This is a genomic window from Vitreoscilla massiliensis (assembly GCF_001457815.1).
GTDB classification, from domain to species: domain Bacteria; phylum Pseudomonadota; class Gammaproteobacteria; order Burkholderiales; family Neisseriaceae; genus Vitreoscilla; species Vitreoscilla massiliensis.
In genome coordinates, this window is record NZ_LN898215.1 from 49,185 (window position 1) to 69,791 (window position 20,607).

Annotated in this window: 23 protein-coding genes; 10 read left to right on the plus strand and 13 right to left on the minus strand. The window is 51.3% G+C overall.

All coding sequences use genetic code 11. The annotated features are described in order from the left end of the window. Positions 1 to 14: 14 nt before the first annotated feature. Positions 15 to 257, minus strand: coding sequence for a DUF896 domain-containing protein (locus BN3003_RS00280; protein WP_058304746.1), 243 nt, complete (start codon positions 255 to 257; stop codon positions 15 to 17). A 178-nt stretch (positions 258 to 435) separates the two neighbouring features. Here BN3003_RS00280 and BN3003_RS00285 point away from each other — a divergent pair, with 178 nt between their 5' ends. Together BN3003_RS00285 and BN3003_RS00290 are read left to right on the plus strand one after the other, a co-directional pair. Then, on the plus strand, positions 436 to 816 hold the full coding sequence (locus tag BN3003_RS00285; RefSeq protein WP_058304747.1) for a winged helix-turn-helix transcriptional regulator: 381 nt from the start codon (positions 436 to 438) through the stop codon (positions 814 to 816). A gap of 115 nt (positions 817 to 931) precedes the next feature. Next, positions 932 to 1,627 (plus strand): aspartate/glutamate racemase family protein, encoded by a 696-nt coding sequence (locus BN3003_RS00290; protein ID WP_058304748.1) that lies wholly within the window; start codon positions 932 to 934, stop codon positions 1,625 to 1,627. Positions 1,628 to 1,711: 84 nt separating this feature from the next. On the opposite strand, the gene BN3003_RS00295 is transcribed toward BN3003_RS00290, so the two are convergent. Next, positions 1,712 to 2,605 carry a LysR family transcriptional regulator gene (locus BN3003_RS00295; RefSeq protein WP_058304749.1) on the minus strand — a complete coding sequence of 298 codons (894 nt, stop codon included), beginning with the start codon at positions 2,603 to 2,605 and terminating at the stop codon, positions 1,712 to 1,714. A gap of 103 nt (positions 2,606 to 2,708) precedes the next feature. On the opposite strand from BN3003_RS00295, the gene BN3003_RS00300 reads away from it, so the two are divergent. Continuing rightward, positions 2,709 to 3,464, plus strand: a complete 756-nt coding sequence (locus tag BN3003_RS00300; RefSeq protein ID WP_058304750.1) for an SDR family oxidoreductase — start codon at positions 2,709 to 2,711, stop codon at positions 3,462 to 3,464. Positions 3,465 to 3,542: 78 nt separating this feature from the next. Here BN3003_RS00300 and BN3003_RS00305 read toward each other — a convergent pair whose 3' ends face one another. Then, positions 3,543 to 4,490, minus strand: a complete 948-nt coding sequence (locus BN3003_RS00305; protein ID WP_058304751.1) for an ABC transporter substrate-binding protein — start codon at positions 4,488 to 4,490, stop codon at positions 3,543 to 3,545. A gap of 241 nt (positions 4,491 to 4,731) precedes the next feature. Between BN3003_RS00305 and BN3003_RS00310 the strand changes: the two genes are divergently transcribed. Continuing rightward, a complete protein-coding gene (locus BN3003_RS00310; RefSeq protein WP_058304752.1) occupies positions 4,732 to 5,142 on the plus strand; it encodes an OsmC family protein in 411 nt (136 codons plus the stop codon). Between the two features lie 116 nt (positions 5,143 to 5,258). On the opposite strand, the gene BN3003_RS00315 is transcribed toward BN3003_RS00310, so the two are convergent. The 9 genes from BN3003_RS00315 to BN3003_RS00355 form a co-directional block, all read right to left on the minus strand. Beyond that, entirely contained in the window at positions 5,259 to 5,594 is a 336-nt protein-coding gene (locus BN3003_RS00315) for a lysozyme inhibitor LprI family protein (RefSeq protein ID WP_058304753.1), read from the minus strand. 244 nt (positions 5,595 to 5,838) lie between these two features. After that, entirely contained in the window at positions 5,839 to 6,495 is a 657-nt protein-coding gene (gene hisG, locus BN3003_RS00320; RefSeq protein WP_058304754.1) for an ATP phosphoribosyltransferase, read from the minus strand. A gap of 1 nt (position 6,496) precedes the next feature. After that, the gene (locus tag BN3003_RS00325; RefSeq protein ID WP_058304755.1) at positions 6,497 to 6,799 is read right to left on the minus strand and encodes a hypothetical protein; all 303 of its coding nucleotides are present in this window, start codon (positions 6,797 to 6,799) and stop codon (positions 6,497 to 6,499) included. A gap of 124 nt (positions 6,800 to 6,923) precedes the next feature. Then, positions 6,924 to 7,817 carry a 1-aminocyclopropane-1-carboxylate deaminase/D-cysteine desulfhydrase gene (locus tag BN3003_RS00330; protein WP_058304756.1) on the minus strand — a complete coding sequence of 298 codons (894 nt, stop codon included), beginning with the start codon at positions 7,815 to 7,817 and terminating at the stop codon, positions 6,924 to 6,926. Between the two features lie 5 nt (positions 7,818 to 7,822). Beyond that, positions 7,823 to 8,461, minus strand: coding sequence for an SCO family protein (locus BN3003_RS00335; RefSeq protein ID WP_058304757.1), 639 nt, complete (start codon positions 8,459 to 8,461; stop codon positions 7,823 to 7,825). Between the two features lie 59 nt (positions 8,462 to 8,520). Beyond that, entirely contained in the window at positions 8,521 to 9,783 is a 1,263-nt protein-coding gene (murA, locus tag BN3003_RS00340) for a UDP-N-acetylglucosamine 1-carboxyvinyltransferase (protein WP_058304758.1), read from the minus strand. 67 nt (positions 9,784 to 9,850) lie between these two features. After that, entirely contained in the window at positions 9,851 to 10,099 is a 249-nt protein-coding gene (locus BN3003_RS00345; protein WP_058304759.1) for a BolA family protein, read from the minus strand. A gap of 12 nt (positions 10,100 to 10,111) precedes the next feature. Then, on the minus strand, positions 10,112 to 10,870 hold the full coding sequence (locus tag BN3003_RS00350; RefSeq protein ID WP_058304760.1) for an ABC transporter permease: 759 nt from the start codon (positions 10,868 to 10,870) through the stop codon (positions 10,112 to 10,114). Beyond that, on the minus strand, positions 10,864 to 11,796 hold the full coding sequence (locus BN3003_RS00355; RefSeq protein ID WP_058304761.1) for an ABC transporter ATP-binding protein: 933 nt from the start codon (positions 11,794 to 11,796) through the stop codon (positions 10,864 to 10,866). Before BN3003_RS00355 ends, BN3003_RS00350 begins: the two co-directional genes overlap by 7 nt. 153 nt (positions 11,797 to 11,949) lie before the next feature. On the opposite strand from BN3003_RS00355, the gene BN3003_RS00360 reads away from it, so the two are divergent. The 6 genes from BN3003_RS00360 to BN3003_RS00385 all read left to right on the plus strand — a co-directional run bounded on the left by BN3003_RS00360 (position 11,950) and on the right by BN3003_RS00385 (position 19,259). Next, a complete protein-coding gene (locus BN3003_RS00360) occupies positions 11,950 to 12,861 on the plus strand; it encodes an NAD(P)/FAD-dependent oxidoreductase (protein WP_058304762.1) in 912 nt (303 codons plus the stop codon). Between the two features lie 106 nt (positions 12,862 to 12,967). Beyond that, on the plus strand, positions 12,968 to 14,317 hold the full coding sequence (locus tag BN3003_RS00365) for an NCS2 family permease (RefSeq protein WP_058304763.1): 1,350 nt from the start codon (positions 12,968 to 12,970) through the stop codon (positions 14,315 to 14,317). A gap of 63 nt (positions 14,318 to 14,380) precedes the next feature. Then, positions 14,381 to 14,674 carry a hypothetical protein gene (locus tag BN3003_RS00370; protein WP_147645279.1) on the plus strand — a complete coding sequence of 98 codons (294 nt, stop codon included), beginning with the start codon at positions 14,381 to 14,383 and terminating at the stop codon, positions 14,672 to 14,674. A 36-nt stretch (positions 14,675 to 14,710) separates the two neighbouring features. After that, on the plus strand, positions 14,711 to 14,905 hold the full coding sequence (locus BN3003_RS00375; RefSeq protein ID WP_058304765.1) for a hypothetical protein: 195 nt from the start codon (positions 14,711 to 14,713) through the stop codon (positions 14,903 to 14,905). A gap of 477 nt (positions 14,906 to 15,382) precedes the next feature. After that, complete coding sequence (locus BN3003_RS00380) at positions 15,383 to 17,461, plus strand: hydantoinase/oxoprolinase family protein (protein ID WP_058304766.1); 2,079 nt, start codon at positions 15,383 to 15,385, stop codon at positions 17,459 to 17,461. Between the two features lie 16 nt (positions 17,462 to 17,477). Continuing rightward, positions 17,478 to 19,259 carry a hydantoinase B/oxoprolinase family protein gene (locus BN3003_RS00385; RefSeq protein WP_199822532.1) on the plus strand — a complete coding sequence of 594 codons (1,782 nt, stop codon included), beginning with the start codon at positions 17,478 to 17,480 and terminating at the stop codon, positions 19,257 to 19,259. A 199-nt stretch (positions 19,260 to 19,458) separates the two neighbouring features. On the opposite strand, the gene prfB is transcribed toward BN3003_RS00385, so the two are convergent. Next, a protein-coding gene (gene prfB / locus BN3003_RS00390; RefSeq protein WP_108721464.1) for a peptide chain release factor 2 occupies positions 19,459 to 20,563 on the minus strand; the annotation gives its coding sequence in 2 pieces (ribosomal slippage) (positions 19,459 to 20,481 and positions 20,483 to 20,563; 1,104 coding nt in all). Positions 20,564 to 20,607: the final 44 nt, after the last annotated feature.

Consider the following 20,607-nt stretch of genomic DNA (forward strand, 5'->3'; position numbering starts at 1 on the left):
TTCGTTGCGCGTGTTTATTCGCTGACTTGTTGCATATTGCCAGACCATTGGTGTGCCCGCAGTTTTAATGGGGTCACATCGGTGCCTTCAGGGTCGAGCACGGTGACTTTGGCCAGCGTGTTGGTTAATTGGCCGCGCATTTTGCGCAAATAGGTTTGGCGCAAGCTGGCGCGTTCGGCTGCTTCGGCTGCGCTCAAACCCACGTTGCGGGCTATTTGAGCCAATTCATTGATGCGGTCTAATTCTTGGATGCGCATGGTAATGTCCTTGTTTGGGGTTTGAGAAAAGCTTACTGACAGCGCGCTGTGCGGCCTGTAAGTGGTTTACACACAAGCTAAAAAAGGTTTTGCTCTGTGTGTTTTGTATCCATAGGTGTATTATAGTGGCTATGTTTAATTTTAAAAGTACGCACATTTTTTATACTGTGAACACACTATGAATACCATCAACTCAGGCTATGCCGAAACCTCGCCCAGCGGCTGCAGCGCCGTTACCACCACCTTGGCCATTATCGGTGGCAAATGGAAGATTTTGATTCTGTACCACTTGTGCAGCGGCACGCAGCGTTTCAATGAATTGCGCCGCCTGTTGCCCGACATCACCCAGCGCATGTTGACGCTGCAATTGCGCGAATTGGAAGACGACGGCATCGTGCACCGCGAAGTCTATCCACAAGTGCCGCCGAAAGTGGAATACTCGCTCACCGATTTTGGCAAAACGCTGATGCCCGTCATCGAGGTGATGGACGCATGGGGCAAACAATACGCCAGCGAATGCGCCAAACACCGCCGCGTTGACAGCGTGTCTGCCGATTAGCCCGCCATCTTTATCTTGTTCATGTTCACGCTGCCTTAAGCCGCGCAAGTTTGTTCTAGACCCGGTGTCACGGCTTGATTAAGATGGGGCATACTTCAGAAAACGAGGAGGGCGTATGCGTTGCATCGGTTTAATCGGCGGCATGTCGTGGGAGTCGACGGTTTTGTATTACCAACACATCAACCAAGGCATCAAAGCCGCCTTGGGCGGCTTACATTCGGCCAAATTGGTGTTGGTCAGCGTCGATTTCGCCCAAATCGAGCGCTTGCAACACGCGGGCGAATGGCATCAAGCTGGCGTCGTGTTGGCGCAAGCGGCGCAGAGCTTACAGGCCGCTGGCGCCGAATGCGTGGTGTTGTGCACCAATACCATGCACAAATTGGCGCAGCAGATACAAGCCGCGGTCGACATTCCCTTATTGCACATCGGCGACGCCACCGCGCGCGCGATTTTGAACCATGACATCAGCAAAGTGGCCTTGCTCGGTACGGCATTCACGATGGAGCAAGAATTTTACCGCGCGCGTTTGCAAGCACACGGCTTGGAAGTGTTGCTGCCCGATGCGGCCGAACGCGCCGACGTGCACCGCATTATTTATGAAGAACTGTGTTTGGGCGAAGTCAATGCCGAATCGCGCGCCCGCTACGTGAGCATCATGTTGCGTCTGGTGGAACAAGGCGCCGAAGCCATCATCTTGGGCTGCACCGAAATCGTGATGTTGGTGGGCGAAGTCGATGTCGGTGTGCCGCTGTTCGACACCACCGCCATCCACGCCGAAGCCGCAGTGGCATTTGCCTTGGGCAATGGTTAATCTTTGATTTGGAACAAGATAGCAAGCGGCCTGTAAGCCACAATATTGGTTTACAGGCCGCTTTGGGTATTGGATGCTTATCTTTTAAGCAGCGCTAACGCAATACTGCCTCAGCAAATCCTCTAGCCAAGCGATGAAGTCTTGCATGTATTGCGGGCGGTATTTGCGGTCGGTGATGAGGATGGTCAATGCCACCGTCAGTGGTGGTAAGTCGGTCAACACCGTTTGCAATTGACCGCTGGCAAGATACGCTTGGGCATCGAACACGGGAATTTGAATCAAGCCCAAGCCGGCCAAGCCAGCGTTGAGATAAGACTCGGTGTCTTGCACCAACACGCGATACGGCAGTTTGTGCGTTTGGTTGGCAAACGCCAGCGTGCTCAAGTCGCTGTGTGCCTTGTCGACCAAGTATTCCACCGCCCAATGACCATCCAATTGTGACAATTGCGGTTGACCATAGCGCGCCAGATAGCTGGGTGCGGCATAAGTGGCTATCGGAATGGTGGCAATGGGTTTGGCAATCAAATAGTCGGCCTGTACCGCGCCCAAACGCACCACACCATCCAATTGCTGCTCGAGCAAATTGGAATAGCCATCGTCGCTGTTGAGCAAGACTTTCACTTGCGGGTAGCGCTGTTGAAATTCGGACAGATGTGGCAATACGATTTGCGTGGCCATGCGGTTGGGCAGTCCCAAACTGATTTTGCCTTCTTGGTGGCGCACATGCGCCTTAAAGCGGTTCAGCTCTTTCAATTGCCCCAACACAAGCTTGGCCTCGTCGTAAAAGCCTTGCCCATCGTGGGTGAGCGTTACTTGACGGGTGGTGCGGTAAAACAGCAATACCTCGTATTCTTTTTCCAAGGCTTGCACCGCATACGTGACGTTGGAGCGCGGCAAATTCAGCAGCTTGGCCGCTTGGGCAAACGATTGTTTTTCTGCCACCAAGCAAAACAGTTTCAGGCGTTCGATTTTGTCCATATTGTGCAAGTTTGTTGAATAATCTGTTCCATTCTAACAGGTATTTCAAACAATCAAATGCGCTTAAGATGTTGTTTCACCATAGCTAACAGAGGGAATCAACATGACAGTGCACAGCTTGAAATACAAAAATGTGGTCATCGCCGGTGGCGCCAAAAATCTGGGCGGTTTGATTGCGCGGCGCATGGCCGAACAAGGCGCCAATGTGTTCATTCATTACAACAGCGCCGCCACACAGGCCGAAGCCGAAGCCACGCTGCAAGCGGTGCAAGCCCATGGGGTCAATGTGGCGCTGTTTCAGGCCGATTTGTCGCACATCGCGGCGATAGAAGATTTGTTTGTCAGCGCCAAACAAGCACTCGGCAGCGTTGACATCGCCATCAATACCGTCGGCAAGGTGTTGAAAAAGCCGTTTTTGGACACAACCGAGCAAGAATTTGATGAGATGAGCGACATCAATTCCAAAATCGCCTATTTCTTTATGCAAGCAGCGGGCAAACATTTGAACGACCACGGTAAGATTTGTACCATCGTCACCAGCTTGTTGGCGGCCTATACCGGCCTGTATTCGACTTATGAGGGCTTGAAAGCGCCGGTAGAACACTATACCCGCGCCGCCTCTAAGGAATTCGGTGGCCGTGGCATTTCGGTAACAGCAGTAGCACCAGGGCCTATGGACACGCCGTTTTTCTACGGACAAGAAAGCGCCGATGCGGTGGCTTACCACCAGTCGGCGTCGGCCTTGGGCGGCTTGACCCAAATCGAAGACATAGAACCGTTGGTGCGTTTCTTGGTCAGCGATGGTTGGTGGATTACCGGCCAAACCATTTTTGCCAACGGTGGCTATACCACGCGCTAATCGGCATTCACAAGCGGCCTGTAAACCTTGAAATGGGGTTTACAGGCCGCTTTTAACATTCAATCCGCTACAAGCTAACTATTTGGTTGCTTTGATTAATTCGTCCAACATCAACTCGGTATTGGCCAAGCCAGCGCCGGTCAAATACCACGCATTCGCGTCCACCATGATGATTTTGCCTTTGGCTTGCCTCAAAATGGCGTTTTTTTGTAATTCTTGCGCAGCGGTGTAGTCATTGGTGTTGACCGCACCGCGGTCGAGCACAATCAGGTAATCCGGTTGTTGCTGCACAGCGGCCTGTAAACGCTCAGCTGCTTTGATTTTGGCCGCTTCGGCTTCAGGCGTGCCCGCTGCAGGACGCGGTTTGGCCGGTTCATTGTCGTCTTTCGGTGGCACAGCAGGCAATACCGACTGCAAACCAGCGAAATCATACACAAAACCAAAACGCTCGCCTTCGGCATGTGGCATAAAATTGCCTTTATTGGTGAACAGCATCAACGCGGTTTTACCGCGGGTTTGTGTCTTCAACTGAGCCTGTTTGCTGTGGATGGTTTGCAAGCGTTGGGCGGCGGTGGCTTGTTTGCCAAAAGTGTTGGCGAGCAAATCGGTGCGCGCTTGCAAATCGGCCATGTAGTGATTGGTGTCTGGGCTTAAATCCAAGGTCGGCGCGATGTCTTTCACCGTGTCTTGTTTGGCTTTGGAGCGGCCGCCGACGATGATTAAATCGGGTTTTTGCGCCGTCAAAACGGCGATATCAGGCTCGAATAAGCTGCCCGCTTTTGTGGCGTGGCCTTGGTTATACGCCGCCACAGTGACCGGAAACATGGCATCGGGCACGATGCTGGCGCGCACGCCCAAGGCTTGCAAGGTATCTAAGGCCGACAATTCGTACACGGCGATTTTTTGTGGAGTGTGTTTGAATTGCAAACTTTGGCCTTGCCAAGTGAGGCTTTGTGCCATGATGACGGGAGAAACGGCCAAGGTGGCGGCCACACACAGGCTGCGCCATAAAATGTTGCTGTTCATAAGCATCGCTAGGGTATCGAGTGAATAGAGGCTTGAGTATAATCGAAATTGTAATTAAATGATAATGATTAGCATTAAATGAATACCCATGGCATGGGCACACATGCGTAAAATGCAGGAGAGTACTGCACATTTTTTATCGTCGCTGACCCGTTTTAACACGCAAACGCAGCAGCAGTGGTTATGATGGTGTTTTGCAGCACAGACTTTCCATGCAGCCATCTGAACAAGGAGCGACACCATGTCTTACCAAGCGCAGGCCAAGAGCACCCAGCAAAAATACGTTGTGGATTTGAGCGACCCAGCCGGTCACAGCTGGCAGGTGGATGAGCCGGTAGAAAAAGGCGGCGGTGATACCGCACCGAATCCGATGCAGGTATTGTTGTCGGCGCTGGGCGCGTGCACGACCGTGACTTTGCAAATGTATGCCGACCACAAGGGTTGGGATTTGCAAGAGGTGAAAGTGGATTTGCTGCTCGACCCAGAAGAACCCAAAGCGGGCGAACCGCGCCAAATCGTGCGCCAAGTGCACATTGCCGGCGCTTTGGACGACAGCCAAAAAGCGCGTTTGTTAAAAGTGGCCGAGTCTTGCCCTGTGCACAAATTGCTGGTGGGTGAGATTAACATTCAAACCGCGTTGGAATTGAATTAAGGCAGTGTGAACGCACAGACAGTAAAACAAAGCAGTAAGTGTATCTGAATAAAATAAGCGGCCTGTAAATCCTTGCTTGGGTTTACAGGCCGCTTTGATAGGGTTACAAGCCAGATTTAACCGCCTTGTTGGTAGCGAATTTGCTGTTCCAATTGGCGTTGGCGGCGTTGGTATTCTTCGCTGATGCAGGCCACGCGGTTGCCACATTGGTTGCGCTCACGCAGCCATTGCAATTGCTCGCTGCGCAGGCTTTCATTGTCAGCGCCAAAACCCCACAAAATATTGTAGGTGTTGGTGAGCTTGGTATCGGCTTCGTTCAAGCGTTGGTTGGCGCAGATGGCACGCTCGGTGGCCTTGCTGGCTTTTTTACAATTGAAACTGGCGGCTTGGCTGGAGAAAGACACGGCCAACAAACTGGCGGCAGTGGCCAACAGCAACACAGATTTTTTCATGACTACTCCTTAAAATGAACACGCGGTGCAAACACACTAATCGAAGTTGCGCCTGCCGACAAGAGGGCAGAACAAAAGCGCAGTGCGTGCTACTAGAAGCCCAGCCGTATGCCATGTCCATGCGTGTTTATATGGCATGCGATGTTGTTGTTTTTCGCCCAAGTGCTTCAATTAACAATCAAAATGAAAAAATGCGGCCTGTAAACCTCTTTCAAGGCTTACAGGCCGCTTATGGTGATGCGTGTTACGCTTCTTGGCGCGCGTCGCGGAAGGCATCAATGATGGGTTGTATGACTTCGTATTTGAGTTTCAACGCGGCTTTGTTCACCACCAAACGGCTGGACACATCGCTGATGTGCTCTACCGCTTCCAGATTGTTGGCTTTCAAGGTGTTGCCCGTAGACACCAAATCGACGATGGCATCGGACAAACCCACCAACGGTGCCAATTCCATAGAGCCGTACAATTTGATGATGTCGACGTGTACGCCTTTATTCGAGAAGTGTTCCATGGCGATGTCGGGGTATTTGGTCGCTACTTTTAAGCGGCTGCCCGGGCGCGAGGCGGCTTCGTAATCAAAGCCTTTACGCACTGCCACCATCATGCGGCATTTGGCGATGCGCAAGTCCAGCGGTTGATACAGGCCGTCGCCACCGTATTCGGTCAACACATCGCGACCGGCAATGCCCAAATCGGCGGCGCCGTATTGCACATAAGTGGGCACGTCGGTGGCACGCACAATCACCAAGCGGATGTTGGGATGGTTGGTGTCTATAATCAGCTTGCGTGATTTTTCAGGGTCTTCAGCAGGGGTGATGCCTGCGGCTGCCAACAAAGGCAAGGTTTCATCGAAAATGCGGCCTTTGGACAAGGCTATGGTCAAATTGTGGCTAGAGGTCATCTCAGAATTCTGTCAAAAAAGTCGCCGACAACGGTATCAATAACACGGCAAACAACAATACCGCCAATTGCAGCGAATAGAGTTTTTTCAGGCGCGGATGCTCGCGTTGTTCATCGACATCAATCAACAGCCCAAATAAACCCGATAAAAAAAACATGAAACACACGGGTAAAAACACAAGATAGGCAATGCTTTGGTAAATACTGCCAAACACCGCCATCAATGCCAAGGCAAACGACAGCAACAGTGTTAACAATACCAAGCCCAAATGCAGCGTGCGGTTGTGAAACAATGCTTCTAACATTTTTCCCCTCCTTGTGCCCAGCTTAGGCAGCCATTTTAACAAAGTTTTTATACCCTGCGGCGAAAACGGTGTTTTGACCCAAGTCAGAGCAAGCGGGAATGCTGGCGCGAAATTCCGCGCAAAATCAGCACATTGTTGCCGAGGTGGGCGTGGTGGCAGCGCGGTGGCCTTGTAAACCGCCGCTGTGGATGAACAAGATGCGGCTGTGTGGGGCAAAATCACCGGCGGCAATCTGTGTGCACAAGCGGTAAAACGCTTTGCCCGTGTAGATGGGGTCTAGCGGCAGCTGGTGCGCGGCGGCGGTGGCGTCTATGAAATCCAATAACTCAGTATTGAAATGGCCATAGCCGCCGAACACGTTTTCAGGTTCGATGTGCCAATTGCGCTTGTCGGTGTGTTTGGCGACTTCGGCGCTCAAATAATCGCTGTTCAGCGCCGCATAGCCAATGATGCGCTGCGTGGGCGCACAGGCATTGATGAGGCCGGCGATGGTGCCGCCAGTGCCAACGGCGCACACGATGATTTCAAAGTCTTGTGTGTCTGCCGCGCTCAAAATCTCTTCACAGCCTTGTATCGCCAAGGCATTGCTGCCGCCTTCGGGAATGATGTAAGCATCTGGATAGCGCGCTAATGCGGCCTGTAAAAACTCAGGCGTGTGTTTTTGACGGTAGTCGGCGCGGCTGATGAAATGCAGGGTCATGCCCAAGTCGGCGGCGTCTTGCAAGGTTGGATTCAGTGGCTGCTCAGCCAATTCCTGCCCACGAATGTACGCACTGGCGCTGAAACCGTATTCATGCGCGGCGTGCGCCAAGGCATGGATGTGGTTGGAATACGCGCCGCCAAAGCTGATTAAATGGGTTTTGCCTTGTGCGCGCGCCGCCAACAAATTGTATTTGAGTTTGTAAAACTTGTTGCCCGAGATGTGCGGATGCACCAAATCCACGCGTTTGACGGTGACGGTAATGTCTCGGTCAAACGCGATGGTTTGGTAGGGAATGGCGCCGGCAAGTTCAAACATCGGTGTTATTTCAGCAGCGCTTTGAGGTCGGCGGTGATTTGTTCTGGTTTGGTGGCGTAAGGCAGGTAGAGCTTGGCCTTGCCATTGGCATCGAGCACATACATGCCGGCGCTGTGGTCGACGCTGTAATGACCGTCTTTGACCGGCACTTTGCTCATGGCGATTTTCCATGTTTTTAACACCGGCGCCATCGCGGCATCGTCTTTGGCGGTCAGACCGATGAATTGGTCGTTAAACAGCGGCACATAGTCTTTTAAAATCGCCGGCGTGTCGCGTGTTGGGTCTACCGACACAAACACCACTTGCACTTTTTTGGCATCGTCACCGAGCAAAGTCATCACCTGTGCCAAATCCAATAAAGTGGTTGGGCACACGTCAGGACAGCGGGTATAGCCAAACGACAACACCACCAACTTGCCTTTGAAATCGGCCAAAGTCATGGTTTTGCCATCTTGGTTGGTAAGACTGAAATCGCCACCTATGCCCTCGGCACTGATGTCGCTGCCGTGAAAATCGGGGGTAGCTTTGGCAATATTGGTGGCAGCACTGGCATGCGCTGCGGTCTTGTGGTCAGTTGAAGAAGGTTGGCAAGCGCTGAGGCCCATGGCACACAACACGGCCAAACCCAAAGAAACGTATTTCATGGCACTGCTTTCATGCAAACAAGCGGCCTGTAAGCGTTTACAGGCCGATTGTAAGTGGATTATTCGCTGATGCGAACAATATCGGCACCGACGCCGCCCAATTTGGCTTCGATGTTTTCATAACCACGGTCTAAGTGGTAAATGCGTTCGACGATGGTTTCGCCACTGGCCACCAAGCCGGCAATCACCAAGCTGGCAGACGCGCGCAAATCGGTCGCCATCACGGTCGCGCCAGACAAATGCTCTACGCCTTGCATCATGGCGGTATTGCCTTCGGTGGTGATTTGCGCACCCATGCGATTGAGCTCAGGCACGTGCATAAAGCGGTTTTCAAAGATGGTTTCAGTCACTTTGGATGGACCATCGGCGATGGCATTCATCGCCATGAATTGCGCTTGCATGTCGGTAGGGAAGGCTGGATGTGGCAAGGTGCGAATGTTCACAGGGCGTGGACGGTGTTGCATGTCGATTAAAATCCAATCGTCGCCTGCTTCGATGTGCGCGCCGGCTTCGACCAATTTGTCCAACACCGCCATCATGGTTTTCGGTGCGGCATTTTTCAGCAATACCTTGCCGCCGGTCATCGCTACCGCGCACAAGAAAGTACCGGCTTCAATGCGGTCGGCCACCACCGCGTGTTCTGCGCCGTGCAGGCTTTCCACGCCTTCGATGGTGATGGTAGGGGTGCCCAAACCGTAGATTTTCGCGCCCATTTTGATCAGGCATTCGCCCAAATCCACCACTTCAGGTTCCAAAGCGGCGTTTTCCAACACAGTGGTACCCGAGGCCAAGCATGCGGCCATCATCAGGTTTTCCGTGCCGCCGACAGTGACCATGTCCATCACGATGCGCGTGCCTTGCAAGCGTTTGGCTTTCAGTTTGGCTTTGACATAACCGTGCTCGATGACAATGTCGGCACCCATCGCTTCCAAGCCTTTTAAATGCTGGTCGACAGGGCGGGAGCCGATGGCACAGCCACCAGGCAAACTCACTTGTGCTTCGCCAAAATGCGCCAAAGTTGGGCCCAATACCAAGATGGAGGCACGCATGGTTTTGACCAAATCATACGGTGCGCACAATTCGTTCAAAGTGCCGCAATTGATGTCAAACACGCTCACACCGTCGGTAGACACAGTCGCGCCCATGCCTTCGAGCAATTTGTGCGTGGTTTTGACATCGCGCAGCATCGGTACATTGGTCAAGCGCAGGGTTTCTTTGGTGAGCAAAGCCGCGCACATCAACGGCAAAGCCGCGTTTTTGGCGCCAGAAACGGTGATTTCGCCATTGAGTGGGCCATTGGCGTGAATTCGTAATTTATCCACAGGGGTTTTCTTTCTTCATAAGCGGCCTGTAAACCATTTACAGGCCGCATATCTTGGGTTTTAAGAATTATTGTTGTTTCGCAGCCCATTCGCTCGGCGTGGCGGCTGTGGCGATTGACAAAGCGTGCAATTCATTGCTGGCAATGACATCGGCCAAACCGTCTTTGACCAAGCGGTGGCGCGCCAAGCGTGCCTTGCCTTCAAATTCGCTCGACACGATGTGGGCAAAAAAGTGGTGACCATCGCCTTCCACGGCGATGTGCTCGCACGGCAATACATTGGCAATCATCGCTTGAACTTGTTCCGGAGTTAACATTGCAGACCTTTATTAATGACGTAATTTATAGCCAGATTTTAACAGCATTAAGATGCCGATAGAGGTGGCAAGCCAACAAATTGTGACCACGGACAAAGACAACCACGGTGACACGTCACTGTGGCCGAAAAAGCCGTAGCGAAAACCGTCTATCATATAGAAAACCGGATTGAAATGGCTGATGGTGCGCCAAAACGCTGGCAAGCTGTTAATCGAGTAAAACACGCCGGATAAAAACGTCAGCGGCATGATGAGGAAGTTTTGGAACATCGCCATTTGGTCGAATTTTTCCGCCACGATGCCGGCCAATAAGCCCAAAGTGCCCATGATGGCGCAGCCCATGATGGCAAACAGAATCGTCCAAGTGATGGACACTGGCCAGGGTAAACCAAAGAAGGCACACACCGCCAACACGCCGATGCCGACAAACAAACCGCGCGCAATCGCCGCGCCGACATAAGCAAGGAAAAAGGCCCAAATCGAAATCGGTGGCAACAAGATAAACACCAAATTGCCGCTCAAGCGCGATTGAATCAAGGAGCTAGAGGCATTGGCAAACGCGTTTTGTGTCATCGACATCATCGCCAAGCCGGGGATTAAAAACGCCGCATAGCTGACGCCGGGCAAGATGTCCGGCTGGTTTTTCATCACATGTCCAAAAATCAATTGGTACAGCAGCGCGGTAATCACCGGCGCGAAAATGGTTTGAAAGCCCACTTTCCAAAAGCGCAATACCTCTTTTTTCAACAGGGTAGGAAAGCCGGTTAACATGCCACCACCCCTTTCTTGTCGTCGTGCATCAATTGTAAAAACACCTGTTCCAAATCGTTTTCCAACACGGTTAAATTCTTCACTTCCACTTTTTCGTATTGCAAAGTCGACAACACATACGCCAATTGCGCATATTCATCCAATTGCAACACCGTGTTTTCGCCTTCACTCGGCACACACCATTTTTGCAAAGCCGCAGGCAACGGTGCCGACAACAACAGCGACACGCGTATGCCTTGGCCAGACTTGAGCAAATTGGCAGTAGAATCCAGCGCCACCAATTCACCGTGTTTCATCATCGCAATGCGGTTGCACAGCATTTGCGCCTCTTCCAAATAATGGGTGGTGAGGATGATGGTGTGGCCTTGCTGGTGCAATTCTTCAATAAACACCCACAGCGATTGGCGCAATTCCACGTCCACGCCAGCGGTCGGCTCGTCCAACACGATGACAGGCGGACGATGTACCAAGGCTTGTGCCACCATCAAGCGGCGCTTCATGCCACCAGACAGATTGCGGGTATTGGTGCTGGCTTTGTCTTCCAAATTCAATTTGGCCAACAATTCGTCTATCCATGCCTCGTTTTTGCGGATGCCAAAATAGCCGGATTGGAATTGCAAGGCTTCGCGCACGGTGAAAAACGGGTCGAACACCAATTCTTGCGGTACCACGCCCAAGCTCATGCGGCATTGGTTGGGGTTTTTGCGCGTGTCATAGCCCATGATGCTGATATTGCCTTGGGTGAGGCGTGCCAAACCCGACATCGCCGAAATCAGCGTGGTTTTGCCGGCACCATTGGGGCCCAACAAACCAAAAAATTCGCCTTGTTTCACATCAAAGCTCACGCCTTTGAGGGCGGTAAAGCCATTCTTATAGGTTTTGTGTGCGTTATCAATGATTAAAGCACTGTCAGAAGCAGGATTCATGCTGTGCCATTCTTTTCTGTGTACATAAAGCCAAACGTGCATGATAACACACCCAACACTTGCCTAAACAGGGCGACCCTGTGGGCAAAATTCGGCTAGAATCAGCTTAAAAAGCAAATAAAAACAGCTTCAAAGCGAAGAAGGGTGAACGCAATGGAATTGACGTGTGACTTGGATTTACAGGCCGCTTACAAACACTGTGAGGTCTTGATCATCGGCGCAGGGCCGGCGGGGATTTCTTGCGCCTTGTGGCTGACGCGCATGGGCATGCAAGCGTGGGTATTGGAAGCGGCCGATGCGGTGGGCGGTTTGTGTTTGCACAATGATTTGGCTGGCGGTTGGGAGGCGAACGCGCCGTTGGCGACCGGCTTGGACACGGCGCATGCCTTGGCGCAAACCGTGGCCTTGCACCACATTCCGGTATTGCTGCAACAGCGCGTGACCCAAGTGCACCCACTGGCCGACCAATATTGTGTGCACAGTTTGGACGGCGAGGGCGGTTGGCATGTCTACCGTGCGCGCCATGTGGTGTTGGCCACTGGCGTGTGCGCTAAAGGCTTGCCCGAGGCGATACCACCCAATCCGCACATTTGGATAGGCCCCGGCAATCACATTTGGCAACAGCAAGTGGCGAACAAGAAAATTGCCGTGTTGGGCGGCGGCGACAATGCGTTTGAAAACGCAGTATGGTTGGCCGAACAAGGCGCGGATGTGCATGTGTATGCGCGCCATGTGCGGGCACAACGCTTGTGGCAAGCGCGCTGTGCACCCGAGCGCGTGCATGTGGGCGCATATGATTTACAGGCCGCTTCTATGAGCATCAATGGCGTGGCCTTTGATGCGTGGGCGGTGTTTTACGGTTGGCAAGCCAGTGTGCCGGAAGGTTTGAGCGTCGCGCGTGATGAACGCGGCTTTGTCGCCACCGATGAATTTTTGCAAACCTCGTTGCCCAATGTCTATGCCATAGGCGAAGTGACACAAAAGCAACATCCGTGTATCGCCACGGCCATGGCCGAGGGCGTGGTGGCGGCCAAAGCCATCCTCAATCGCCACGCTGCCGAGTGAATGCGCGGAAATTTTCACGCTGCTGTGCACAAAATCGCATTATAATTCTGTTTTGTTTTACATTTTTTAACCGCACACGCGTCGCAGTATTTTGAAGGAAACCCACATGAGCCAAACGCCCCCATCAGGCGGCTTTCTTGAGCGCTATTTTAAACTGAGTCAAAACGGCACCACCGTCCGCACCGAAGCCTTGGCTGGCCTCACCACTTTTCTCACCATGTGTTACATCGTCATCGTTAACCCCTTGATTCTGGCCGAAACCGGCATGGACCATGGCGCGGTGTTTGTGGCCACTTGTTTGACCGCCGCCATAGGCTGTTTTGTGATGGGCGCCGTGGCCAATTACCCGATTGCCTTGGCACCGGGCATGGGCTTGAACGCTTATTTCACTTACGCCGTGTGTTTGGGCATGGGTGTGCCTTGGCAAGTGGCTTTGGCCGCAGTATTTGTGTCTGGCTTGTTGTTCTTCGCCTTGAGCTTCTCCAACATCCGTGAAGCCTTGATTAACGCCATTCCGATGACTTTGAAACTGGCCATAGGTGGCGGCATAGGTTTGTTCTTGGCCTTGGTCGGCCTGAAAACCTCGGGCATCATCGTTGCCAATCAAGCCACTTATGTGAGCTTGGGCGATTTGCAAACCCACGGTCCTTTGTTCACTTTGTTTGGCTTGCTGTTAATCGTCATCATGCACCACTACCGCGTGCGCGGTGCCATCATCATCAGCATCTTGGCGGTGACTGCCTTGTCGACTTTGATGGGCTATAACAAAATCGTCGGCGTGGTGGGCGCCGTACCGTCGATTGCACCGACCTTCATGCAAATGGATTTCAAAGACTTGTTCACCCCTGCGATGATAGGTGTGATTTTTGTGTTTTTCTTGGTGGATTTGTTTGACTCTACCGGCACTTTGGTCGGTGTGGCCAACCGCGCGGGTTTGCTGCAAGATGGCAAATTGCCGCGTTTGAAACGCGCTTTATTGGCTGACTCGACCGCGATTACCGCTGGTGCGATGTTGGGCACTTCGTCGACCACGCCGTACATTGAATCGGCGTCTGGTGTGGCCGCGGGTGGCCGCACGGGTTTGACCGCCATCGTGGTGGGCTTGTTGTTATTGGCGTGTTTGTTCTTCGCGCCTTTGGCTCAAAGCGTACCGGGTTATGCCACTGCGCCTGCGGTGATTTATGTCGGTGTGTTGATGATACAAGGCATTACCGGCATCAAATGGGACGACATCACCGAAGCCGTACCGGCATTCTTGACCATCGTGTTCATGCCATTCACTTACTCCATCGCCGACGGCATCGCCATGGGCTTTATCAGCTATGCCTTGGTGAAACTGTGCACAGGCCAAGCCAAAACCGTACCGTATATGGTGTGGATCGTCGCGTTTGTGTGGGGCTGGATGTTCTTTATGCCCAAAGCCGTGGTGCAACAATTGTTAAGCGTGTTTGCTTAATCGCTTCAGCGATATCCAAAGCGGCCTGTAAACGTTTACAGGCCGCTTTTTCATAAGGAATGAATGATGTTTGCTACCATAAAAGTATGCATGATGTTCGCGATGGTTGTGGGGATGTTTTTGCCTATACACATCAGCTACCGTCCGCTGGCATGGCTATTGTGGGCAGGTATGGGAATATTATGGGTGTGGATGTGGCGGCAAACCTATGTGCGCGATAAGCGCACCCAAGCACAAGGTGGTCGTGGCTTTTATGCTTATGATCACATGGCGTATACCATCATGATGGGTTTATTTGTATGGAGCGGCAGCAAAACAGTTTTGTGTGTATGGGCATTGCTTTCATGGACATGGTAGCAGGGATGGGATGTTGAGGTACAGTCATTTAAAACCATGCAATACCGCAGCACTTCTTCGACCCAATTGGAAATTTGGATACCCGAATTGGATGTGCGTACCGCGATGTCCGTGCATGACAGTCAGTATTTACGCAAATCACGTTCTGCCGATGGACAGGGCTTAAAAATCAAAGTCGCGGTGTCCCCTGTTGCTTATGTTTTCAGTGCTTATGGTTTTTATTACGATTGAACAAGGTAATGAGGTAATCCCACAAGCGGCCTGTAAATGTTTACAGGCCGCTTTTATATGGCTTTACATGATTTAAAGCAGACTTCTTGCAGATTGGCTGCTCAATGTCACCATGCGCTTGAATAGGCTGCCGGTTTTTTCTGGCTGAACACATCTGCTTCATTTACTTGGCAATCAATGCATTGAGTCATAGGGTATTGTTTAAGACACTTGCATTGTCCAAGCTGTAAGGGCGGTAAACATACAGTTTCAGCCTCAGTCGTTATACCGTTGACAGACAAACAGTTCATTTTTTGTTCAAATCACGGCGATTTTTTAATTCCATATTCTAAGTCATTAATTTAATTATAAAAAATTCTTCGTACTATGGTATAAGAGGCTGTATGAGTTTGTTACTTTCATAGCATTGACCCCGTACCGCTAGCACGATACAAATTGAAGCTCAACAACGAATAAACAACCATAAGGAGAAGTGACATGTGGAGAGTTGGTGTCGATGTAGGGGGCACGTTTACCGATTTGTTTGCATGGGAAGAAAAGACTGGTCAACAAGTTGCAGCAAAAGTTTTAACCACAAAACACGACCGCTCAATAGCTGTTTTGGAGGCAATTAAAAAAGCCAATATTGATATGGCGGACATTTCCTATTTAATGCATGGTACCACTACGGCGACCAATGCTTTGATTGAAAGAAGCTACCCCGATGCGGCTCTCATCACCACCGATGGGTTCAGAGACACCATTGAAATCGGTCGCCAGCACCGCCAATTTTTGTACGATCCGTATCAAACCAAACCCAAACCGATTATTCGACGTCGTTTCCGCTACACCGTCTCGGAGCGCATGAATGCGCAAGGGAAAACGGTCAGAGCGTTGGACATCCAACAAGCACAAGAGATTGCGCACAAAATCAAAGCTTCTGGAGTGCAAGCTGTTGCCATTGGGTTTATCAACTCGTATGCAAGTGGCAAACACGAACAACAAATGCGCGACATATTGCGCGAGATTTGCCCATCAGTACACATTGTTTTGTCATCAGAAACTCGACCTATTTTTCGCGAGCATGGCCGGTTTGTGACCACTGCTGTCAGAGCGGCCTGTATGCCGGTGATGGTGAAATACATGGATGATTTGGAGTCGCGCTTGGTTGAAAACGGCTTTAAGGGTCAATTGTTGATATTAAAAAGCAGCGGTGGGGTGATGTCTGCGGCAACTGCTCGCAATCACCCTGAAGACATGCTGGAATCTGGTCCTGCTGGTGGTGTGGCCTATGCCAGTTATTTGACCGCCAAGACTGGGTTTAACCATATCGTTCATACCGATGTGGGGGGAACCAGTTTTGATGTGTCCATTGTTGAAAATGGCCAAGGCTTAATCACGCGCAATCATGAGCTGGAATGGGAAGTGCCGATTGTGGTGCCTATGCTGGACATTCACAGCATCGGTTCGGGTGGCGGCTCTATCGGCTGGATAGATGCGGGTGGTTCGCTTCGAGTTGGTCCAAAAAGTGCCGGTTCTGAGCCCGGGCCAGTGTGTTATGGCCGCGGCGGTACGCAACCTACCATTACCGATGCCAACCTGTTGTTGGGACGGCTAGATCCAACCTTAAATGGCAAATTCCAATTGGACATACCGGCGGCAGAAGCTGCGATGTCTGAATTGGCGAAAAAAATAGGCTTGTCTACGCTTGAGACAGCCGAAGGCATGATACGCATCGGCTGTGAATACATGGCCCAAGCAGTGAAAAAAGTTTTGGTGTCCAGAGGGCGTGATCCACGCGACTTTGTCTATGCCAGTTTTGGCGGGGCCGGTGCCTTACATGCCTGTATTGTGGCCAAATCCATGAACATACCGAAAGTCATCGTACCACCTCATGCCGGTGTGGCTTCTGCATTTGGTGCGACAGTCATGGATCTGCGTCAAGACATTGAAAAATTTTATTATTCACCCGTACAGGCCGCCAATCTCAATGAGATCAATGCCATTTTTGCAGAGTTGATGGAAAAAGCGCGACAAGCATTGCTGGAACAAGGCTATGCGCAGGTCGAACGCATCAGCATCTCAAAAACAGCGCAAATGCGCTATGTGGGTCAATCGTATGAAGTAGATGTCAGCTTGCCAGATGGAGAGATTACCCAGAGCAGTCTGGCTGCGATTGAACAAGAATTCCACAAAGTACATGAGCAAGAGTTTGGGGTGAGCTCAAACGATTTTGCGCCGGCATTTGTTTCATTGGGTGTCACGGCCATAGGTCAGATGGATGAGCCGCCACATTTGGAATTCAATAGGGTTAGCGACCAAGACCTCATCAAAGGTGAACGAGAGGTTTATTTCGATGGCGCATGGCAGTTGTGTACCGTATTTGATGGAGAGGCCTTAGGTGCACAAGACCACATTGAGGGGCCGGCCATCATCGAATATGAGCATGCGTGTACAGTCTTGCCGCCACAAACCCATGCCTATTTGAATGAGATGGGCACACTCATCATTGAAATTGAAAGCAGTGCTGCAAATGATGAGGAATTGGCAAATGTAAGTATGGCCGCTGGCAAATAAAGATTGGAGAACAGATATGAGCTCAACGACAAATAACAATGTGGTAACAACTGAATTAAACCCCATCACTTTTGAGGTGTTGCGCAGTGTGTTTGACTTTGCCAGTGATCGCATGGCGACGGTATTGCAACGGTCATCATTTTCGCCGATTCTGGCGGACATGCTGGATTTTTCCAATGCCATTTATGATGCGGATTTGCAGCTGTTAAGCCAAGCGGCAAACTGCCCGATTCATTTGGCGGCGATGAAATTCAGCGCCGAAGCGGCTGTTAATGGTATTGGTAAAGAAAATATTGTCGAAGGGGATGTGCTGGTGGTTAATGACCCTTACCAAGGGGGTACCCACATCAATGACATCACCTTTGTCAAACCCATTTACCACCATGACCATTTGGTCGGCTATGCCGTGAGTCGCGGGCATTGGATGGATTTGGGTGGCGGTGCCGCTGGAGGCCAAGCTTTCAGCACCCACATTGCGGCCGAAGGCTTGCGTCTGCCGCCGTTGAAGATTTTTTCACAGGGCAAAGTCAATCAGGATTTATTGTCGATTATTTTGAATAATTCCAGAACACCCCATTTTATCAAAGGTGATTTACAAGCTCACTTGGGCGCATTACTGGCCGCGGAAACGGAAATCCAACGCGCATGTGATCGTTATGGTCGCGAAACCGTGACTTTGGCGATGAAAAGAATTCAGACCTATACCGAAAACATGGTGCGCGCGAGCATTAAAGACATCCCAGATGGCGTTTATGAAGCGGAAGACTATGCCGATACAGATGGTATCAGTCATGACAAAGTGAAGTTAAAAGTCAAATTGACTGTAAAAGACAGCAATATCACCGTCGATTTTTCAGGTACAGATCCGATTTGCAAAGGCGCGATTAACTCACCGAAAGCGAATACGATTTCGGCGGCTTTGTATTCCTTGCAGTTTTTCTTGGTGCCAGATGCGCCTCAAAACCAAGGCCTGTTCAATCCGATTGAGGTGATTTTGCCTGAAGGGTGTTGGTTGAATGCACAGTGGCCAGCCCCAACCATTGCCTGTACCACTTTAACTTCTTCAAAAATCACCAGTGCCATTTGGCAAGCCTTGGCCAAAGCCATTCCGCATAAGGTGACAGGGTCTACAGGCGCAGATGCCAACTGGTTTGTGGCCAGCTGTGTTTCCGAAACTGGGGAGACCGACGTGTTTTCAGATTTGCCCGCAGGCGGATGGGGCGGTACGCCATACGCAGATGGTATGAGTGTTACCATGGACCCTTTGGGCAACTGCATGAATATGGCGGCAGAAACTGCGGAGCTGTTTTTCCCGATTGCCTACGAAGCCTTTGAATTACGACAAGACTCGGCTGGGGCAGGACAACACCGCGGTGGTTTGGGCTCTGTGTTTAAAGTGCGCTTCTTGGGCGGTGGCGCAGTGGGCATGGAAACTTCCAGAACCATTGAAGGCAGTCCTGGGGTGGCAGGTGGTTTGCCCAGTGTGGTGCAAAGGTCTAGCCACATACTCGCCAATGGTGACACCCACGTGATAGGCGGATTTAATGCAGAAGGAGAGTGGAAGAATCCCTTGCTGGCCGCGCACAAATTTGAGGCAGATGAAGTGTTTATGTTTGAAAGCACCGGCGGTGGCGGTTGGGGCAATCCACACAAGCGGCCTGTCGCAGATGTATTGGAAGACGTGTTGGACGAATACATCAGCATTGAATCCGCCGAGCGCTATTATGGGGTGGTGATCCATCCGCAATCGTTAACCGTGGATGAAGCGGCGACCCAAGCGTTGCGAGCCACCGCGTAGCATCACGCCAGCAAACGGTGATGCACAGCAATGAGAGTTGCTGTGGATGATGAACCAAATGCCATCTTGTGTCCGGATGTGTTTGTGTTGATGCAGGTGACCAATAAGGTTGTAGGAATTTGAAACTTCATCATAAAAGCGGCCTGTAAACTTTACAGGCCGCTTGTTTGCTTGGTTTCACATGGAACATGTACTGTTGTTACACGCCTTGTTTTAAGCTTGCTTGGATGAAGTCGTCCAAGTCGCCGTCCATGACGGCTTTGATGTTGCCGACTTCGTAACCGGTGCGCAAGTCTTTGATGCGCGATTGGTCGAACACATACGAGCGGATTTGGTGGCCCCAACCCACATCGGATTTGCTGTTTTCCAAGTCTTGTTTGGCTTCGTTGCGTTTGCGCATTTCCAATTCAAACAATTTGGCTTTTAACATGTTCATCGCTTCGTCTTTGTTGCGGTGTTGTGAACGGTCGTTCTGACACTGCACCACGATGCCTGTTGGTTCGTGGGTTAAACGCACGGCCGAGTCGGTTTTGTTAATGTGCTGACCACCGGCACCGGAGGCGCGGTAAGTGTCGACACGCAAGTCGGCAGGGTTGATTTCGATTTCAAACGAATCGTCGACTTCTGGGTAGACGAAAACGGAGGCAAACGAGGTATGGCGTTTGTTGTTCGAGTCGAAAGGCGAGTAGCGTACCAAGCGGTGAATGCCGGTTTCGGTGCGCAGCAAGCCGTAAGCGTATTCGCCTTCGAGCTTGATGGTGGCGCGGTTGATGCCGGCGATTTCGCCAAAGTCTTCTTCCAAGATGTCGACTTTAAAGCCTTTGCGTTCGGCATAGCGGGTGTACATGCGGTAGAGCATGCCGGCCCAGTCTTCTGCTTCGGTACCACCTGCACCAGCGACGATGTCGATGAAACAGTTGTTGCTGTCGGCTTCTTGGTTGAACATGCGCTTGAATTCCAAGTCTGCCATGCGCTGCTCTAAGGTAGCGATGTCGTCTTGTACGCCGGCAAACGCGTCGGCGTCTTCTTCTTCCACCGCCATTTCCAGCAACATGCGGCTGTCTTCTATGCCTGAGCTGATTTCGTCCAAGTTGACGACGATGCCTTCAAGCAATTTGCGCTCTTTGCCGATTTCTTGCGCTTTTTTCGGGTCGTTCCACAATTCTGGGTCTTCAGACAAACCCACGACTTCTTCTAGGCGGTCTTTTTTGCCATCGTAGTCAAAGATACCCCCGAATGTCGTGGTTGCGCTGCGCCAAATCGTCGAGCGTGTTGTTTAATTGGTTGATGATTTCCGCTTCCATGTTGTTTTCTTTCGTGTAACGGGTTCAATATAAAGGCGGATATT

Bases quoted from the DNA above. Each gene is read 5' to 3' on its own strand.
- BN3003_RS00345 (WP_058304759.1), bottom strand. From the start codon at position 10,099: ATGTTAACTCCGGAACAAGTTCAAGCGATGATTGCCAATGTATTGCCG.
- BN3003_RS00310 (WP_058304752.1), top strand. From the start codon at position 4,732: ATGTCTTACCAAGCGCAGGCCAAGAGCACCCAGCAAAAATACGTTGTG.
- BN3003_RS00290 (WP_058304748.1), top strand. From the start codon at position 932: ATGCGTTGCATCGGTTTAATCGGCGGCATGTCGTGGGAGTCGACGGTT.
- BN3003_RS00280 (WP_058304746.1), bottom strand. From the start codon at position 257: ATGCGCATCCAAGAATTAGACCGCATCAATGAATTGGCTCAAATAGCC.
- BN3003_RS00355 (WP_058304761.1), bottom strand. From the start codon at position 11,796: ATGAATCCTGCTTCTGACAGTGCTTTAATCATTGATAACGCACACAAA.
- BN3003_RS00335 (WP_058304757.1), bottom strand. From the start codon at position 8,461: ATGAAATACGTTTCTTTGGGTTTGGCCGTGTTGTGTGCCATGGGCCTC.
- BN3003_RS00350 (WP_058304760.1), bottom strand. From the start codon at position 10,870: ATGTTAACCGGCTTTCCTACCCTGTTGAAAAAAGAGGTATTGCGCTTT.
- BN3003_RS00330 (WP_058304756.1), bottom strand. From the start codon at position 7,817: ATGTTTGAACTTGCCGGCGCCATTCCCTACCAAACCATCGCGTTTGAC.
- BN3003_RS00315 (WP_058304753.1), bottom strand. From the start codon at position 5,594: ATGAAAAAATCTGTGTTGCTGTTGGCCACTGCCGCCAGTTTGTTGGCC.
- BN3003_RS00285 (WP_058304747.1), top strand. From the start codon at position 436: ATGAATACCATCAACTCAGGCTATGCCGAAACCTCGCCCAGCGGCTGC.
- BN3003_RS00300 (WP_058304750.1), top strand. From the start codon at position 2,709: ATGACAGTGCACAGCTTGAAATACAAAAATGTGGTCATCGCCGGTGGC.
- hisG (WP_058304754.1), bottom strand. From the start codon at position 6,495: ATGACCTCTAGCCACAATTTGACCATAGCCTTGTCCAAAGGCCGCATT.
- BN3003_RS00305 (WP_058304751.1), bottom strand. From the start codon at position 4,490: ATGAACAGCAACATTTTATGGCGCAGCCTGTGTGTGGCCGCCACCTTG.
- BN3003_RS00375 (WP_058304765.1), top strand. From the start codon at position 14,711: ATGCAATACCGCAGCACTTCTTCGACCCAATTGGAAATTTGGATACCC.
- BN3003_RS00360 (WP_058304762.1), top strand. From the start codon at position 11,950: ATGGAATTGACGTGTGACTTGGATTTACAGGCCGCTTACAAACACTGT.
- BN3003_RS00370 (WP_147645279.1), top strand. From the start codon at position 14,381: ATGATGTTTGCTACCATAAAAGTATGCATGATGTTCGCGATGGTTGTG.
- BN3003_RS00365 (WP_058304763.1), top strand. From the start codon at position 12,968: ATGAGCCAAACGCCCCCATCAGGCGGCTTTCTTGAGCGCTATTTTAAA.
- BN3003_RS00380 (WP_058304766.1), top strand. From the start codon at position 15,383: ATGTGGAGAGTTGGTGTCGATGTAGGGGGCACGTTTACCGATTTGTTT.
- BN3003_RS00295 (WP_058304749.1), bottom strand. From the start codon at position 2,605: ATGGACAAAATCGAACGCCTGAAACTGTTTTGCTTGGTGGCAGAAAAA.
- BN3003_RS00385 (WP_199822532.1), top strand. From the start codon at position 17,478: ATGAGCTCAACGACAAATAACAATGTGGTAACAACTGAATTAAACCCC.
- BN3003_RS00325 (WP_058304755.1), bottom strand. From the start codon at position 6,799: ATGTTAGAAGCATTGTTTCACAACCGCACGCTGCATTTGGGCTTGGTA.